At 53.8% G+C, this 16664-nt stretch carries 7 protein-coding genes and 4 pseudogenes; 7 read left to right on the forward strand and 4 right to left on the reverse strand.

The window, feature by feature from the left end:
* Window positions 1–204: 204 nt before the first annotated feature.
* Together ACEN83_RS08730 and ACEN83_RS08735 are read left to right on the forward strand one after the other, a co-directional pair.
* Window positions 205–1407 carry a M48 family metalloprotease gene (locus ACEN83_RS08730; RefSeq protein WP_495580021.1) on the forward strand — a complete coding sequence of 401 codons (1203 nt, stop codon included), beginning with the start codon at window positions 205–207 and terminating at the stop codon, window positions 1405–1407.
* Window positions 1395–6851: a WGR domain-containing protein gene (locus ACEN83_RS08735; RefSeq protein ID WP_495580022.1), complete on the forward strand. Its 5457-nt coding sequence runs from the start codon at window positions 1395–1397 to the stop codon at window positions 6849–6851. The genes ACEN83_RS08730 and ACEN83_RS08735 overlap by 13 nt, the downstream gene beginning before the upstream one ends.
* A 360-nt stretch (window positions 6852–7211) precedes the next feature.
* On the opposite strand, the gene ACEN83_RS08740 is transcribed toward ACEN83_RS08735, so the two are convergent.
* The 3 genes and pseudogenes from ACEN83_RS08740 to ACEN83_RS08750 all read right to left on the reverse strand — a co-directional run bounded on the left by ACEN83_RS08740 (window position 7212) and on the right by ACEN83_RS08750 (window position 8958).
* Complete coding sequence (locus ACEN83_RS08740) at window positions 7212–7712, reverse strand: hypothetical protein (protein ID WP_495580023.1); 501 nt, start codon at window positions 7710–7712, stop codon at window positions 7212–7214.
* 509 nt (window positions 7713–8221) lie between these two features.
* Window positions 8222–8471: pseudogene (locus tag ACEN83_RS08745) on the reverse strand (transposase); the annotation flags it as partial.
* A gap of 64 nt (window positions 8472–8535) precedes the next feature.
* Window positions 8536–8958, reverse strand: coding sequence for a ribosomal maturation YjgA family protein (locus tag ACEN83_RS08750; RefSeq protein ID WP_495580024.1), 423 nt, complete (start codon window positions 8956–8958; stop codon window positions 8536–8538).
* A gap of 426 nt (window positions 8959–9384) precedes the next feature.
* On the opposite strand from ACEN83_RS08750, the pseudogene ACEN83_RS08755 reads away from it, so the two are divergent.
* Together ACEN83_RS08755 and ACEN83_RS08760 are read left to right on the forward strand one after the other, a co-directional pair.
* A pseudogene (locus ACEN83_RS08755) lies at window positions 9385–9651 on the forward strand (transposase); the annotation flags it as partial.
* Window positions 9652–10083: 432 nt separating this feature from the next.
* Window positions 10084–10659, forward strand: coding sequence for a hypothetical protein (locus tag ACEN83_RS08760; RefSeq protein WP_495580025.1), 576 nt, complete (start codon window positions 10084–10086; stop codon window positions 10657–10659).
* 395 nt (window positions 10660–11054) lie between these two features.
* Here ACEN83_RS08760 and ACEN83_RS08765 read toward each other — a convergent pair.
* Window positions 11055–11294: pseudogene (locus ACEN83_RS08765) on the reverse strand (transposase); the annotation flags it as partial.
* A 75-nt stretch (window positions 11295–11369) separates the two neighbouring features.
* On the opposite strand from ACEN83_RS08765, the pseudogene ACEN83_RS08770 reads away from it, so the two are divergent.
* From ACEN83_RS08770 to ACEN83_RS08780, 3 genes and pseudogenes are all read left to right on the forward strand, one after another.
* Window positions 11370–11596 (forward strand): annotated as a pseudogene (locus ACEN83_RS08770) (transposase); the annotation flags it as partial.
* A gap of 3563 nt (window positions 11597–15159) precedes the next feature.
* Window positions 15160–15468, forward strand: coding sequence for a hypothetical protein (locus ACEN83_RS08775; RefSeq protein ID WP_495580026.1), 309 nt, complete (start codon window positions 15160–15162; stop codon window positions 15466–15468).
* A gap of 663 nt (window positions 15469–16131) precedes the next feature.
* Window positions 16132–16584 carry a hypothetical protein gene (locus ACEN83_RS08780; RefSeq protein ID WP_495580027.1) on the forward strand — a complete coding sequence of 151 codons (453 nt, stop codon included), beginning with the start codon at window positions 16132–16134 and terminating at the stop codon, window positions 16582–16584.
* Window positions 16585–16664 lie beyond the last annotated feature (80 nt).

Genomic DNA, 16664 nt, shown 5'->3' on the forward strand with positions numbered 1-16664 from the left:
GTTGCGCACGGCTCCAAGGGCCGCTGCGCGTGCGTTTCAACTATAGACACCCTGCACGATGGGATTAATCCCTTGCGCCGTGCAGCAGTCATGCGAGACGGATATGCTCCGCGTTTATTGCCGATCACTGACACCGGGATGCCAGCCCAGTCTCTGCTGCCCAGGCGCAGCTTATGGAGCCGTATCCTCAAGGACGTTTGAACGATGAGTACCCCCGCACTGGGCATCAGCAGTCTGACGCCACTGCCCTACCACCAGCAGGTGATCGATTACCTGAAAACCAGCGAGCCCGCCGTGTGGAATTGGGCCTCGTCCCTGGACGTTCAGCAGGAACATGCTCAGGACGTGCGTGCACAGTTACTGCGCGACACCTATCGCTTGAGTCCCGAGACCCACCCGCAGGCCTATCTGGCCTGCGCGACTGCGTTGCAGCGCCTGGATATTCAGGCCCCCGCCACGCTATACCAGGCAGGCGACGGCGCGATGAACGCGAGCCTGTATTACCTGGCGGGTGAAGTGCATGTAGTGTTTTACGGGCCGATTCTTGAACGTCTCGACGCCCAGGAATTGCTCGCGCTGCTGGGGCATGAGCTGGCCCATTATCGTTTGTGGTCGGAACACGACGGGGACTTCCTGATGGCCGAACGGGTCCTCAGCCACGCCTTGGCCGATGTGCATACGCCGCCGAGCCTGGAACAGACCGCACGTTTATACAGCCTGCACACAGAAATCTACGCAGACAGAGGCGCGGCCCTGGTGGCGGGCGGGCCAGAGGCGTCGATTACCTCACTGGTTAAGGTGCACACCGGGATTCACAGCGTCGATGCTGCCACCTATTTGCGGCAGGCCAGCGAGTTGGACGGCAAGGATGCGCAACTGTCTAAAGGTGTCTCGCATCCGGAGACGTTTCTGCGTTCCCAGGCCGTGGACAGTTGGTGGCGGCAGGTGCCGGATACGGATGCCTGGCTGCACCGCCGTCTACGCGGGCCGTTATCGCTCAATCGCCTGGATGTGACCGACCAGGTTGACCTCACCGCCCTCACCCGTGGCTTTATTGCCAGTTTTATCGGCGCAGCGGTGTTGCAGTCGGAGGTTGTGCTCAATCAAGTGCGTGGCTTCTTTCCTGACTGGAATGACAAAGAAACACCCCTTGACCTGAGCACCTTGAATGCCGAGCGTATCGACGCCAGCATCCACGAATACCTGCACTTCATCATGCTCGACCTGTGCCTGGCGGACCGCGACCTGCGCGATGAAGCCTTGCTGCATGCCGCGCGCACCGCACAGAAACTCGGCAGCGCCGACGACTTTATCAACGTGCTAAAGCGCGATATCAAATTCCCGAAACGTGAGCTCGACCCGATCGTTCGCGCGCTTAAAGCGGAGGTCGATACATGGACCCAATAACCCAACCCGTCACGTTCACACAATTGCTGCAGAGCCACGACGGCGCTGCCTTGCCCATCGACGATGTGTTGTTCTTGGCACTACCGCTGCTGCGTCACGTCGCGCAACTGCATGAACTGGGGCGTGTTGCCCAGCTCAGTTACCTTGATGTGCTGCAGGGACCAGAGCGCACCCTGCAGCTGCGCAACCCCGAGGGCGTGCCGCCGCGCCTAGCGCTGGAGGCGATCAAGCAGGTGCAGCCCAATCCGGAGTCGGCGCTGAATATCGTCGGCAAGGTCCGCCTGACCCGGGACTCGGAAAGTGGCGTGGCCATTACCGACCTGCAAGTCCAGGAAGACCCGCACCAGGCAATCGACCACCCAGTGTTCCTCACGGACTTGCACAGTTGGGAGCATTGTCTCGGGCATCACGACGAAATCACCGATATTTTCCAACTCGGCCAGTTGCTGGCGTGCCTGGCCTGCGGCTTGGACTTTGCCGATATCAACGACCTCAAGACGTTCGCCCGACACCGGCGTAACCTGTTCCAATTGAATGGCCGACTCAACCCGGTGCTGGCCAATCTGATCGTCGAGATGACCGAGCTTAACCGCCATGAGCGCGCCACGGATATCGGCTCGCTGGCACGGCGTCTGGAATCCTGGCGCGAGCAGCCGGCCAGCCTGGATGTCGAGCGTGTATTGGCCCAGGCCGAAGGCCCGGCGTCGCGGCGCACCGTGGTGCTGGAGCACCTGCGTAACCGATTGTTCGACCTGTCGCGTCGTAATCGTCTGCTGTACTTCCGGCCGACCCAAGCCAACGTCAACCTGACCGTGGCCAGCGTTCCGCTGGTGATGCGTATTGAAAGCATCCGCCCCGAAGCGTTGTGCACTTGGCAGCCGACCTTCGGTGGTTTTTCCGAGCAGGTTTTGAGCGGCAAGCCCGTTGGCCTGCAGCAATGGCTGCGGTTTGAAGACCAGACCTGGCTGCAGTCGTCCCTGGAACGCATCATCCAGGAAACCCGCCGCGACGGCGATGAGTTCGGCTTCAGTAACCTGCGGCTGGTGGTGGCGTTCATGCGCTGGCACAACCTCAAGGACACACCGGAAGAACGCATCGTCACCCCGCTGCTGTGGCTGCCGGTGGAGCTGAGCCGCAAAAAAGGTGTGCGCGACCAGTTCATGTTGCAGTGCGATGAAACCGGGGCCGAATTCAACCCGGTACTGCGTCATCAGTTGCGTCAGCTCTACGATATCCAGGTGCCGGAAACCGTCGACCTGCAAAAGACCTCCCTGGAAGAAATCCACGCCGAAATTGCGCGGCAGATCAAACTGACCGAACCCGGCGTAGAGCTACGCCTGCAAAGCAAGCCGCAAATTGAACTGATCCACCAGAAGGCTGTGCAGCATCTGCACCACTTCCAGCGCCGCCGCGCCCGTCAACGTTCGGCCATGCCCTTGGTGAAGCCGGACTTCAGCTACGACCGCGAGGATTACCGTCCGCTGGGCCTGCAACTGTTCCAGCAAAAGGTACTGCCCAGTGAGTTGCCACTGCGCCTGGCAGTGGGCGCCAAACCCGTGCTGCGCAATCAACATCCGCACATGGTCGCCAGCAGCACCGAAAACAGCGCCTTCGCCATGCCTCAGAATCAGGGGCATCGCTACGCCTGGGACATCGACCTGACCCAGGTCACCTTGGCCAACTTCAACTATCGCAAGATGTCGCTTGTGCGCGATTACGCGCAATTGATCGACGAACCGGCCCAGAACGAAGCGTTTGACCGGATGTTCTCCATCGAGCCGCGGGACGCCGAAGTTCAGGCCCCGGACCCGATCCCGCTGCCCGAACAATGGAACGTGGTGGCTGGCGACGCTACGCAAAATGCCGCCGTCAGCCTGGCCCGCACCGGGCGCAACTTCATCATTCAGGGGCCGCCGGGCACCGGAAAATCCCAGACCATCACCAACCTGATTGCCGATTACGCCGGTCGTGGCCTGCGGGTGCTGTTTGTCTGCGAAAAGCGCGCGGCACTGGATGTGGTATTCCATCGCCTGCAACAGAGTGAACTGGGCGAGTTGTGCTGCCTGATTCACGACTCCCAGACCGACAAGAAAGCCTTCGTGGGCAACCTGCGCGAGTGTTATGAGCGCTGGATCAGCGGCGATACCCAATTGCCGCAGCTGCAAGCCCGGCGCAACGCCGCGCAGGCTACTTTGAGCCAACAGTTGGGCCTGATCGAGCGCTTTGAGCAGGCCATGGCTGGGGTGCCGGAGACTCTGGCTTGCTCGGTACGCGAACTGGTCCGTCACCTGATCGAACTGCCAGCCGTGAATGCAAAGCTGCCACCCGAAGTCCTGGAACGGTTGCCCGAATGGCGTCACTGGCAGGCCCAGAGTGAACTGACCGGCCGCGTGTATCAGGCGATCAACGAACGCTTCGGCCTCGACAGTTTTGCGCGCCACCCTTTCAGCCACCTGGCCTCAAGTCTCATTACCCATGAACATGCCTATGGCCAGCTCAAGGCATTCCTGGATGAAACCAGCGGGCTGATGGACAGTGTCGAGCAGATTTTGGAGTCATCTCCGAGCCTGCTGTCCAGTGATACCAATCTGGTGGATGCGCGCGTGCTGACCCAGGCAGCCGAGCAACTGATGGGCGCCAACCTGGCATCGCACCTCGACCTGCTGGAGCCGGGTTCAGCGGGTTCCCAGGCGCTGCACGCCGAACAGGCGGTGTTGCAGACGCTGACCGTGCAGCAACACAACGCCGGCGAAACCAACCGTCACTGGCGCGACAAACTTGCGCCCCAAGACACCCAAGCTGCCCAGAACCTAGTGCAACGTCTGGAAGGCTCGCTGCTGCGTTGGCTACAACCGTCCTGGTGGCGACTGCGTGGTGAACTGCAACGGCGCTATGACATCAGCCAGCACGCGATACGCCCCAGCTACCGCAGCGTGCTCGACAACCTGGCTGGCGAACACCGCGCCACCGCCGAGTTGCAGGCCGAGCAGCAGCGCCTGCAAGGTCACTACGGTATTCAGGATATCAACCTGTTCGTGCAAAACCTGCACGCCTTGCTCCAGCAACTTAGCGCGTCACCGCTATTGCGCAAGTGGGTCGAAGACCTTTGTGGTAACCCGAACGCCCTGTCTGGTGTGCGCCAGGAAGCCAGCCTGCATCAGCCAATCGCGCGTCTGGCCGAGTTAGTTGCGCAACATTGTGTGTTCGAACCGGCGCAAAGCCTGGGAGCGTTGGCCGAATACTTGCGCGACCTGCGTGAAGAACTCGACGAACTGCCCGACAGCCTGCCGCTGCTCAATGAGCTGCACCAAGCCGATCCCGTCTGCCTGTTGGCCGTGCAACAGCACGCCCTGGCGCAACGTGCGCTGGACGGGTTGATTGCCCAGGAAAACCTCAACCGCCTGTATCGCGCCAATCCGCAATTGGCACGCTTCGACGGCCCGGCTTTGAGCCTGGTAGCACGCCAGGTCAGCGGGGCTGAAAGCAGCTTGCTCAAGCACAACGCGCATGTGCTCAGTGCCACGTTGCACCAGCGCTTTCTGGAGCATGTGAAGCAATCGGCAATGTCGGTGACCCAGCTGGACGCCCAGGCCCGTGAGTTCAAGAAAGCCTACGCCAAGGGCCGCCGCGAACTGGAGCACGAGCTGGGCAAGACCATGCGCTATCGCTCCATCCGCGAAATGGCGAGTGGCGACAGTGGTCGGGTGATCAACGATCTCAAGCCCATCTGGTTGATGAGCCCGCTGTCGGTGTCCGACACCCTGCCACTGACCCCGGACCTATTCGACGTGGTTATTTTCGACGAGGCCAGCCAGATTCCCAGCGAAGAAGCGGTACCGGCCTTGAGCCGGGCGCAGCAGGTGATCGTGGTGGGCGACGAGATGCAATTACCACCGACGAACTTCTTCTCCAGCGCAGGCGACCAGGACGATAACGAACTGATTGCCATGGAAGACGGCGAACAGATTGCGATCAACCTCAATGCCGACAGCCTGCTGAGTCAGGCCGCGCGGAATTTGCCGGCGACCCTGCTGGCCTGGCACTACCGCAGCCGTCATGAAGCGTTGATCAGCTTTTCCAACGCGGCGTTCTACGAAGGGCGGCTGATCACCATTCCCGATCGTCGTATCGAGCGCCCTGCGCCGGACCATGTCGCCCTGGACTCCACGGATGCCCAGGCAGTGACTCAAGGCGCCGACACCCTGCTCGACAGCCCGATCAGCTTTTTGAAGATGAGCGACGGCGTCTACCTCAGCCGCAGTAACCTGGCCGAAGCGCGGTACATCGCTAACCTAGTGCGCGAGCTGCTGCAACGCGAGACCGGCCTGAGTCTGGGTATCGTGGCCTTCTCCGAGGCCCAACAAGGCGCTATCGAGCAGGCCCTGGAGGACTTGGCCGCCAGCGACTCGGCCTTTGCCACACGTCTTGAGCGCGAGTACGTGCGTGAAGACGCCGGGCAGTTCAATGGCCTGTTCGTCAAGAACCTGGAGAACGTCCAGGGTGATGAACGCGATGTGATCATCCTGAGCATCTGTTACGCGCCAGGGCCGAACGGCAAGATGCTGATGAATTTCGGCCCGATCAACCAGCGCGGTGGGGAAAAACGCCTGAATGTGATCTTCAGTCGCGCGCGCAAGCGCATGGCGATCGTCTCCAGCATTGAGGCAGAGGCCATCACCAACACCCACAACGACGGTGCCGCTGCCCTGCGCGCTTTCCTGCAGTTCGCCCAGGCCAGCGCCAGTGGGGACGCGCCGCACTCCCAAGGCATCCTCGCCAACCTCAACCCAGGCGCCAAACAGTCCTTTGCCGTCAGCCTGCCCAAGGACAGCCTGCGCGGCGCTCTCGCCGCCGCATTGCGCAATCGCGGGCATACGGTGCAGGAATACGTCGGTCGTTCGCAGTTCCGCTGCGACCTGGCGATCAGTGACGCCAGCGGTGAACACTTCAGCCTTGGCGTGCTGCTGGACGGCGATACGGCGGCCGCAGTTAACGTGCGCGAGCGTTATATCTTTCGCCCGACCGTGCTGCGCAGTTTCGGCTGGAAAATCATCGACGTGCTCAGCCATGACTGGCAGCGGGACCCGCAAGAAGTGCTGAATCGTATCGAAGCGCTGCTACGGGGGGAAGAGGCATCCGCGCTGCCAGAACCGGTACAGGCAGTGGAACCGGAAACGGTTGAGGTCGAGCCGCCGCCAACCACTGAAGCAGCGACCACGATGCGCGAGTTCACCTTTGGTGAAGGTAACTCCAACAAGTTCTGGCGTATCGGCGTCACGGAGGCGGAGGTGGTGGTGAACTTCGGCCGAATCGGCACCAAGGGCCAGACCCTGATCAAGTCCCTCGACAGCCCCGAACGCGCTTTGCGTGAAGCGGAAAAGCTGATCGCGGAGAAACTGTGCAAAGGGTATCAAGAGCAGGCGGGTTCAATCCCCCCGGGGTGAGCTGAGTCGGTCCAGCATGAATGAGACAAGCGCGTTCAATCTGTACGCGCTGCAGCGGCCAAAAAGGGGCGGCCCCATAGAGAGCTGTCTCTCATGAACATCAATTTATGAACATTCAGCTCCACAATTTGAGCAAGGCGCCGTACATAGCGATTTCGGGACTCTTCGTGAACAACGGCGATGTCTTTCCCTCCTATTTGAGGTTGCCCATCTCCAAGCAGACGCTGCTGCCGTTGTACTGGACGAACAAGGTGCATGAACACATATAGATTAACAACCACTCCCATTCATAGAGCGCTAAGCCAGCTATAACGATGCTTGGAACGACACATGTACATCTAACATCGTCCACTTGTTAAATTATTGTTTGTCTATTTTATATCGCGAATGCCAGATGAACGTGGCGCGCAATGCCAGAATGTAATAATAAAGGCATGCCAATGATACCAAGAGCTGACCGAGTAATAACGATATTACCGCAAATAAAAATCCATAATGCATCGTAGCTACAATGTCTAGAGTTGACGCGCCTGGGGGGACGATAGAAAAAATTAACCCCAAAATTATTAATTTCCACTGAAAATAATAAACAACCAGTAAGATTGCTGCAGTGCGACTTCGTCTAATCAAAAAAACAGCTAGAATTAATTGAAAGACTACATCAGTGGGTAAGGTAAGTTTATAACAATCATTCCAGCAGCTAAATTTATGTCCGTCATCAATCAAAACTAGAAAAAGGCCGGCAGTTGCTGAAAGGCAGGCAGAAAATAATGTAATTATGACTGCGGCGCGAATTGCTTTCTTACAAGCGGTAACATCAGAAATTTGGAACAGAGAGGACAGTGTGTTTTTTATCGGCATGCAAACATCCTACTGATTAGCCAGTAATAAGCGCGGAGATAGTCGTCAACTGCTTTCTAGTGCGTTCGCAGCTTCTCGGCAGGCAAAAAAGTCCCCTTCAAATTCTTGGAGCAATTTGAAGGGGACTAAGTATTGCGCTATGGAAGATGGAAGTTGTCCGCCCTGAGCCGAAGCCCCTCTATGACTTGGAAGCGCCAATCCACAACGACCCGGGCGAACACAGGTAGGTTAATCATGTGCAGCGCTGAAAGACATAGAACAAATCCCAATCTTGGCATCGATATCATCCCGCGCGCGTGCCACTACGTCACAGCAATGACCTACTGCTGTTACTGGGCGAGCGCCCCTGTCACGCCCATCGCCAGGGCAATCGCTGGCGGTGCTGCTTTCAGTCTGTCGACCAAGTGCTGGTTGAGATGAGTTTGTCGTCCGTCAGGTGGATATCGGAAGGTTGGGTGCACCCCTTCAGGGATCTGCCGAAGCTCATCGGTGAGACCACGAATGGCCTAGCTGTCGTAGACGGTATCCTTGGTACCCGTCATCGGAGAAACCGAAATACTGCTGCAGGACATTCATGCGCTATGCATGACACCCCAATTGCAGGACGCCCGTGCTTGCCTGTGGTGTCCTATAGAACGGAACCACTTGCGCTTCCAGTTGCGCCCAAGGCGCCAGCATTTCAAGGTCAGTCAAGAAATGATTGCGACGAGTCTGCTTTTGCTGGCCGGTGTATTCGAGTTCGGAGTCGGTCTTCTGCACGTGCATAACAAGGCTCACGGAGAGGGGCTGGAATGCTCAGAGTGTCAAGGGTGGGGGCGGTTGGTTATTTTTGCGGCGTGTCCTTGGGCATGTCTACAGAACGCTTTGAAAAAAAGGGTAGTAACAGGAGTCCGCGAATCACAATAATAAATATAAAGCCAGTGCAATAGGCAAGAACGTCAAGCCAATCAGGCGTACTCCCAGCGACGATGCGCAAAAAATGACTACTAATCTGCCAGTTTTGCGTTGCTGCAAAGTACTGGCCTAGCTCAACCAGAAATCCACAGCTTAGTGCGGCACTCGCCACCGGTAATACAGGCGCCGAAATTAGGCTGCGAAACAAGCAATATAGCCAAATTACCGCTAATATATCACCGCCGAAGCTGCGAATGAAGCCAAGATTCTTTCCAAGCGTCGCGAGCAATGCCAGCCCGCTGATTAAAAATAGGCTACAAATAAAATACCAGCGATTATAACTAAAGGACATTCTTTTCTCTCTCTTTGTCTTGAATGGATGACGGTTTCGACTTTGATGTTGCTGGAAAGTTAACTATTTGCAGTAAGCTCTATTAGATATGCTAAAGCATATACATCAATAGGGCTTGAGAATACTCGAAATTTCTCAAGCCTTACGCCGAGTTTTGAAAATCATCCATAAAGTTTTTGGCGTTTGATGCAAGGCAAGCACGAAATGCTCATTCCTCAATCGTTGTCCGACCAATGGCAGCGCCGTCGGCGAAATAAACCGGTTTAGAAAGGCTTGAGCTTACAGGATGGGCACGCCATGCCGTGAGCCAGGCAGGCGTTATAAGTGGCGCGCCAACTCGGTAGGGGGAAGGGGGTTATCGATTGATCTCGCAGCTAGCTTGGGGCGAAGTCTTTGAGTTGGTCACTTCCAATCATGGGAGCGAATCAGTTCGCCGCACGACGCAGCACCTATTCCAAGTGGAATAAGCGCAGCCTGATCTACAAGGCCAAGCGCAAGATCGACTACTGCAAAGCGCATACTTGGGCCAAGGTTGAGCATCCATTTCGGGTGATCAAGCGGCAGTTTGGTTACGTGAAAGTGCGCTTTCGCGGGCTGATGAAAAACACAGCTCAGTTGACGATGCTGTTCGCGCCGTCAAACCTGTGGATGGCTCGAAAACAGCTGATGGGTATGGGCAGGTTGCGAGGTTAACACGGAGAACCGGACGGAACAGCCCACCAAGCTGCTATGCGCAAGTCGTTTTTTTGAAAATAGCGATGTGTGTCGGAGGGTTTTCGACTTGCCGCCATCTTGCGGCAGGTTGATCGGAGCATCCCTAGATATTTGTGCAAGCCTCCGGGCTAGCGAGCGTAGTCAGCTTTTGCCGAAAACCTGGCTATGCAGGAATTATCCAGAGAATGAACAAGCGGCGGCGGCCGCACTGGAATGGTGTTCATCCAGCTCACCTGGCATGCACCAAGGCCAGCGCTTGATTATTTTTCTGTATATCGTACTTGTCAGGTATTCGTGCTTTGTCGGGAGATGTTTTTATATTAAAATCACTCACTTAGTTTAGGCGGATACCTATGTGGCCGCTTAAAGCCTACTATTAATAGATCTTATTTTTGTGGTGTTCCTGCTCCAATGAAAAATAAAGATATCAAGTTAAAAGCTACCGAAATGATTCGCGCTGGAATGCCAAAGGCTGAAATTTTCGCGCAACTTTCTGGATTAGGGCTTAGTGATAGAACTCTCGCGAGCATACTCTCCGCACATGCGACTCCGCAGATGTTAATGTTGCATCGGCGTAAAGCCATAATCGCTGCAGTGCTCATGATTCTATATGGTGCTGCCCGCGCTATTATAGCGTTCATGTTAACAGCGCCAGTAAATATTATTTTTGCTTTGGTAGTGGCTTGCTGGGCTGCAATTTTTCCAGTGTTACTTGCTATTGGCATTTATAGATGTATTGCAGCAATTTACATGCTAACCGTCGTTCTTGGTATTTGTGGTCTGTTACGGATTTTTGAAGGATTGATGTTGCATCCTATTGCGAATTTTATTGATTTAGGGGTGGGGTTTAGCTTGTTCTACTATATTTCTATGTTAAAACCAAGTTGTTTCCTGATTTTAATATGTTTTTTCCTAGAAAAATTAACGGGCAGTATGTCTTTTCTGATTAATGAGAGTGTATTTTTCGACCTCGCTTTTAATGGCTAATTAATCTTAATGATTCTCTAGTGCTGAAGGTGGTATTCGTGATGCAAAAAACCAGTGGTGCTTGACTATTTTATATTGGAGGATGTGAATTGGGGCTGGAAAGGCTTGAGGTGCAGCGACTTTGTAGTCAGCACACTTTTTTACTATATCGATGGCAACAACGATTTTTGTTGACCGCATATATATGAAAAAACTTAGAGAAATTCCAGTCAACTTACCGCTACCGCACGGCAAGCTGCAACGCTGTTACGCTCACCTTCCTAAGCGGGGTCACGGAACTTGCCACCACTAACGGGTCCGTAGCTTCCCTTGGGTCGAGTTTTTTGACGGGGACTTAGGCTCCAAAAAGCCAGCGACCATTGTTCAGTAGGCCGCGGAGTGCCGGGGAGGCGGTTTTTTAAGATGTCTCGTTCTTCTGTCGCCCGCTTCAGCTCAGCACGGAGCGACGAACCTCATCGCTCTGGTCCTCCCCTCAGCGCGCTGCTCCTAGAGCTTGGTGTAGTGCTTAATCCGGGCATAAAGGCTGTGAGCGGACACGCACAATCGCGCAGCCACCTCAGAGGCGGGAAGTTGTTTTTTGGTGGCTGGTTGACCGCCTGGATTTTGAATTCTTCGGGATAACGCTGATTGCTCATGGCACTTCCTAAGGTTTCTCCGAACAAGTTCGCAGATGTGCTGAAATACGCCTGACTTCCTGATCCGAGCCGCCCATGAGCCAGATTACCTTTTCCGACTTTGAATACGCCGGCAAGCGCAAGCAGACACACCGCGACGCTTCCTCTGCGAAATGGATCAGGTCTTGCCCTGGAGTGGCTTGCTGGGGCTAATTGAGCCATTCTACCCGAAGTCCAGCGGCGGCCGAAAACCTTATCCACTGGAAACCACGCTGCGCATTCATCTGTTGCAGAACTGGTTCTCTTTGAGCGATCCGGCCATATGGCTCAACACACCATTAACATCAGTGACTAAAACTGCGAACTTTCCGTATTACTTGAAAGCAAAGGATCCTCTAACGGCGTGGTCGGTCTAACTGCGGCGGCACTAATGCGTCTTGCCAAGCTAACAGGTCCAGAAACCACTAGGAAAGCTGCCCGAACATAGCCGTTGCGCTTGAGTTCAATGTGAGGCTGCCCGCGTCACCGCCCCCGATTGCCCGGGCGATGAGCGGCGAAGCTGGCGTGACAGGGACGCTAGCCCAGTAAAAAGGTTGGTCCAGGCGGTGACGTAGCGACACCCGCGCAAGATGTTGTTCATGCCGAGATTCAGATTTGTTCTATGTCCTTCAGCGCCATGCTTGGCTAAGGTGTCTGTGTTCGCCCGGGCCATTGTAGATTGGCGTTTACAGGTCATAGAGGGTGCTTCGGCCCAGGGCGGACAACTTCCATCTTCCATGGCGCAATACTTAGCCCTCTCAAATTTCTCCAGGGTTTGAGGGGGGGGCTGTTTTTTCCTGCCGAGAAGCGGCGAACGCACGAGCAATGCTGTTCATGACTATCTCTGTGCTTATTACTGACTAATCTGAAGGATGTTTGCATACTGATAAAAGAGACATTAGGTTCGCTGTTCCAGATCTCTGATGTTGCCGCTTGCAATAAAGCTATTCGCGTTGCAGTGATAATCACCTTGATGTCTGCAATTATGACGCTATTGAATTTCGGCTACATTTATTTTTGGCTGGCCTCTATTTTTATATCGTTCAGCTGGGATTTTGTTTTCTTCCCCATGCTGATCGACGTGACTTTGCAATTGATTCTGGCCGCATTTTTGTTTGCTCGAAGTCGCATTGCTGCCATTTTATTGCTCATGTATTACCTAATGTGGAAGTTATATATAGGGGTTCTCGCGCTCCATATGTATACCTCAGCTCGTCCGATTTTATATATGCTCGATCGCGGTTACGATGGCGAGGATTTGGTCGCATTAATACTCTCACTTATTTACAGTCTAGTATCATTGGTTTGCATTTATTATTGTGTTCTAGCACTGCGCAGCACTTTCATTTGGCATTCGCAACGCAAGAAAAACAAACAGTAATTTGGCTATGGGAGAATGGATTGCTACTTTGCTAGTAAGTTTCAGATTGCCAGCAGCCCCCTTCCTTATTTTTATAAGAGCTTCGAGCGTATATGTTTGGCATGAAAAGAGGTTATTTCTTTTTTGCAGATGTCGCTGCCTCCAAGGTTATTTGCACCAATTGACTGCAACAAGCTGGATACTGCTGGTGAAGTTATAGAAAACAGCGCTTCAGACTTCGGTGCTGGTCGTGACCTTCTGGGTAAAGGAAGTTTGCTGTTTTACTCCATGCCTGACACAACTTTCTATAGTGCGCAAAACCATGGGGCGCATTATTCGCGTCAATTTTCTTGTAAAGTTAAAATGGAAAATTTATGGTCTTAAAGACCAAAAGATTTAGATAAATATTTTTATAGTTGTGGGGTGTTATGAGTTTTTGACAGAGTTGACTGGATTAAGTGCTCTCACTTGTTAGTTTGGGTTATGGGGTGGCGATGGCTATCGCTGAATTGTGGGGGAGGGCTAAAATTTTTACACGCAGTGCGTAATGGAAATACTGAAAGGGGCGTTGTCTTTGTTGCCGACTTTGCAGATGGACGGAAATTTTTAGGTGTCACTGATAATAATACCTATAGCGTGATTAAGTCTTTAATTAATGGCAGCTTAGCCGGTAAGTCTAAAAATATTCAAGTTTAAAGCCATCCTTAACTTATGATCTGAAGGCAAGCATGGAGCGAAATCTACCAAGGTTAGTAATGAGAGATCTTGATGTGCCAATAATTCTGGCGGCTATACAATTTAAGCAGCTTTTCGGCTGCATTTCGGTGGCGCGTGCCTCGCGCCAGCTCAACTAACAAAGGGAAGTGGAGGTGTATATGCGAGATACTGAAAAGCGTAGGCAGGAGATGACGAAAAAAAATGATAAAGCGTAGCTGGATGAGCATTGGGCTCATCTGTTGGTTGGGAGTTTATATGAATTGCGCACAAGCCTCCTACTGGCGATGGATGGTAACGAGTCGGGGCTATACCTTTGCCTATGATTACGTCGATAACAAACCGCAACTGATGCTGTCTAGAACATGTGCCGACGCTGATCCCCTTCTTGTTTTCAACCGTTTTTATCTCTACAAGGGTGCCTTGGTGGCTATCAAGGAACGATCTGGCGACGCGACCGCTACGCCAACCACTCACTCTCAAGTGACCTACTACATAGTGCGCCACCCGCAAGATGTTGGACAGCCAGCGTGCACATCGGGTACTGATGTAGGAGCGGTATTGGATGGGCGGCCTACCCTGCAGAGCTTTACGACTGAAACGGAGTTTTTACAAGCTTTAAAAACACAGGGTCTGCTTCCCCTATGGACCCGATGGCATGATAAAACGTTCGGAAGCGACGATTGGATGTTTTCATTCATGCTTTTTTTCCTGTTTCCTTTTCCATTTGTACTGCCCATATTGTGGTGCTTATGTGTAGGTAGTCTTCTGCTACCCTGGCGGCTTCTCCGGCGAACGCGAATACTGTTCGCATTGAGCTATGGCGGAATTTGTTTGCCATTTTTTTTACCTGCATTGACGTTGCTTGTGCCTGAGAGTTTTTAGCGTTCGATCTTCGCGATTTATAGGTTTGTCACTTAAGAAGAGAACTAATTCGAGTGCGACCATACAACTTATGGTTCGCAGCGTTTGCATGCAACGCATGCCTCGAAATCATATTGCACGGCATGTTTTATTTAAAATTCAGCAAGCTAGGCATGGTATGAAGCGAGTGCTTGCGGGTGCAATACTAATGGTGATCATCTGGGGGATGCGCCATGGCGCAAGAAAGACCGCACTTAATATTCTCTGACTTTATTAACAACACCGATCCAGCCTTTGAAATAGCCCTAGCTATTGCCGAGCTTCAAACTGCAGCTTGGCATTATCTTAAGCAGTGGTTACCCCTTCTTTCAAAATATGCGCGCCTTATCTATCTACTGGATTTCTTCGATACCCAAAATTGGCCCCGAAGGATTCGAAGGGGTGTTTCACATCGACGGTGTTGAAACCGAATACGCTATGAAAATATTTCGTGGTTTAGAGGTGGTCGGAGCAAAGCCTTCCCTCAGATCCCTGGAAAGAGTTCCTCTGTTCTATATCCGATGCGGAGCTTTAATCGTCGCATGCAAACATCCTTTGGATTAGCCGGTAACAAGCGCGGGGATCGTCATGAACTGCATTGTTAGTGCGGTCGCCGCTTTTCGGCAGGCAAAAAAATCCCTCTCAAGTCCTAGGGGATTTGAGAGGGCAGAGTATTGCGCCATGGAAGATGGAAGTTGTCCGCCCTGAGCAGAAGCCCCTCGGATCAAATAAACGCCAATCCACTACGGCCCTAGATGAACGTAGGCACTGTATTCAATCGCGGCGCTGAAAGACATAGAAAAAATCCCGATTCAATCATCGCGGGCTCCCGAGCTGCACCTCCCAGACCTCACCGGTGTGGGGGCGGTCTTGTTTTTTCTGTCCCACCAGTCTTTCTCCAGCAGCGTGGGCATCAGCAGCTTTTGGAGCGTGTCAAACGGGGTGCCATTTGACCAAGGCTTTATCGAGATGCGCGCGGATCTACCGGAAGATATTCAACAGCATGCCCCATCCCTATCTGACGGCCATCGCATTCCAGCGTCGGGAATTCGTCAGCGCTATGGCGTGTTGTTGGTGCCGCTCTGCAACCAGACGGGTGATCTGGTGAACCTACAACAGATCTATCCGGACGGCAGGAAACGCTTTCTGCCAAGCGGGCGGGTGACCGGGGGGCATTGATCGTCATTGCGTGTGGTACCGGTACCAGTTGTTGCGCGGCTACGGCGGACCGCTGAAATCCAGTGGTCATTGGCGGGTCGCTGCCTTGTGCTCGTCGTGGCCATGCTGCCACCTCGCTGACTGGCCAGGGGGGCTGGCTGCTGGGATGTACACTCGGTCAACTGCTAGCTAACAGCAAGCTCACGCGTGACGACAGTGTCGAGTACTCAGCGGAGGTACCGCACCTGGCCGCCGAACTGATCTGCGTCAATGATTGGCCGTTACTGACTCCAAGCCAAGCCTCATGTTAGCCGCAGGACCCATCGACAGCATCCTTTTGCTGGCGCAACGTTGCTCGCCACTCGTGACGTCTGGCAGGCTCACGGCATGGGGGGCTCATCCTGTTATGTCCGCGCCTTTTTAAACCGGTTTGTGGTGCAGACGGCGTTAACCTTTGGTCGGGCAGCGATTGCGGGAGGAGCGATTCGTACTCGTCCTGCATCAAGTGCCAGAAGCTTCTTGGATACTTTTCAAAAGTACGGCGTAAGACTTCACCAAGCGAAAGCGATCTCTTGGATTGCTACCGATCCAAGTGAGATGTCATCGGAGCTACAGCGCTGTTGCCATCCTTCTTTCCACACTGGATAGATCATGCAATTCGACCAGCCCCCTATGCTGTAATAGATGACGACCGAAGAGAGGCGTGAATATGTCGAGTGCCTGGGCAATGACGTGGACATTCAGATACAAGTCGCCACGGCGATGCTCTGTCTGGCGGAAAATTATGAGCAGCGGGGACGAGCTGACCTGGAGTTCGCACAGTTACGCCGCTTGATCGTGAGCTTTCAGCAAAGCGATCGCTTGGCTATCCAGTTGTCGGTCGCGAAAGCAATATCAGCCCTTGCGGACACCTACGCCCGGCAGGGTCAACCTGAGCAGAAAATTGAACAATTGCGCAGCCTGATCAAACGCTTCCAGCATAGCGATTATGTGGACCTCCAGGCACAGGCTGTCGTGGCAATGTTCGATCTGGCGGAAACTTATAGCCAGGAGCAGAAAAATAAACAGTTGCGTAGCCTGATTAAACGCTTCCAACACAGCGATAACGTGGTTACATTCCTGACTTACGCAAAGTGAGTTGGGCAGAAGCTTACGCAGCTCGTAGGGGCGCCCACAGAAAACGGAAAAATCATACGTTGGAGTTCTGGGAGGTTTGA

Source organism: Pseudomonas sp. Pseusp49, assembly GCF_059491875.1.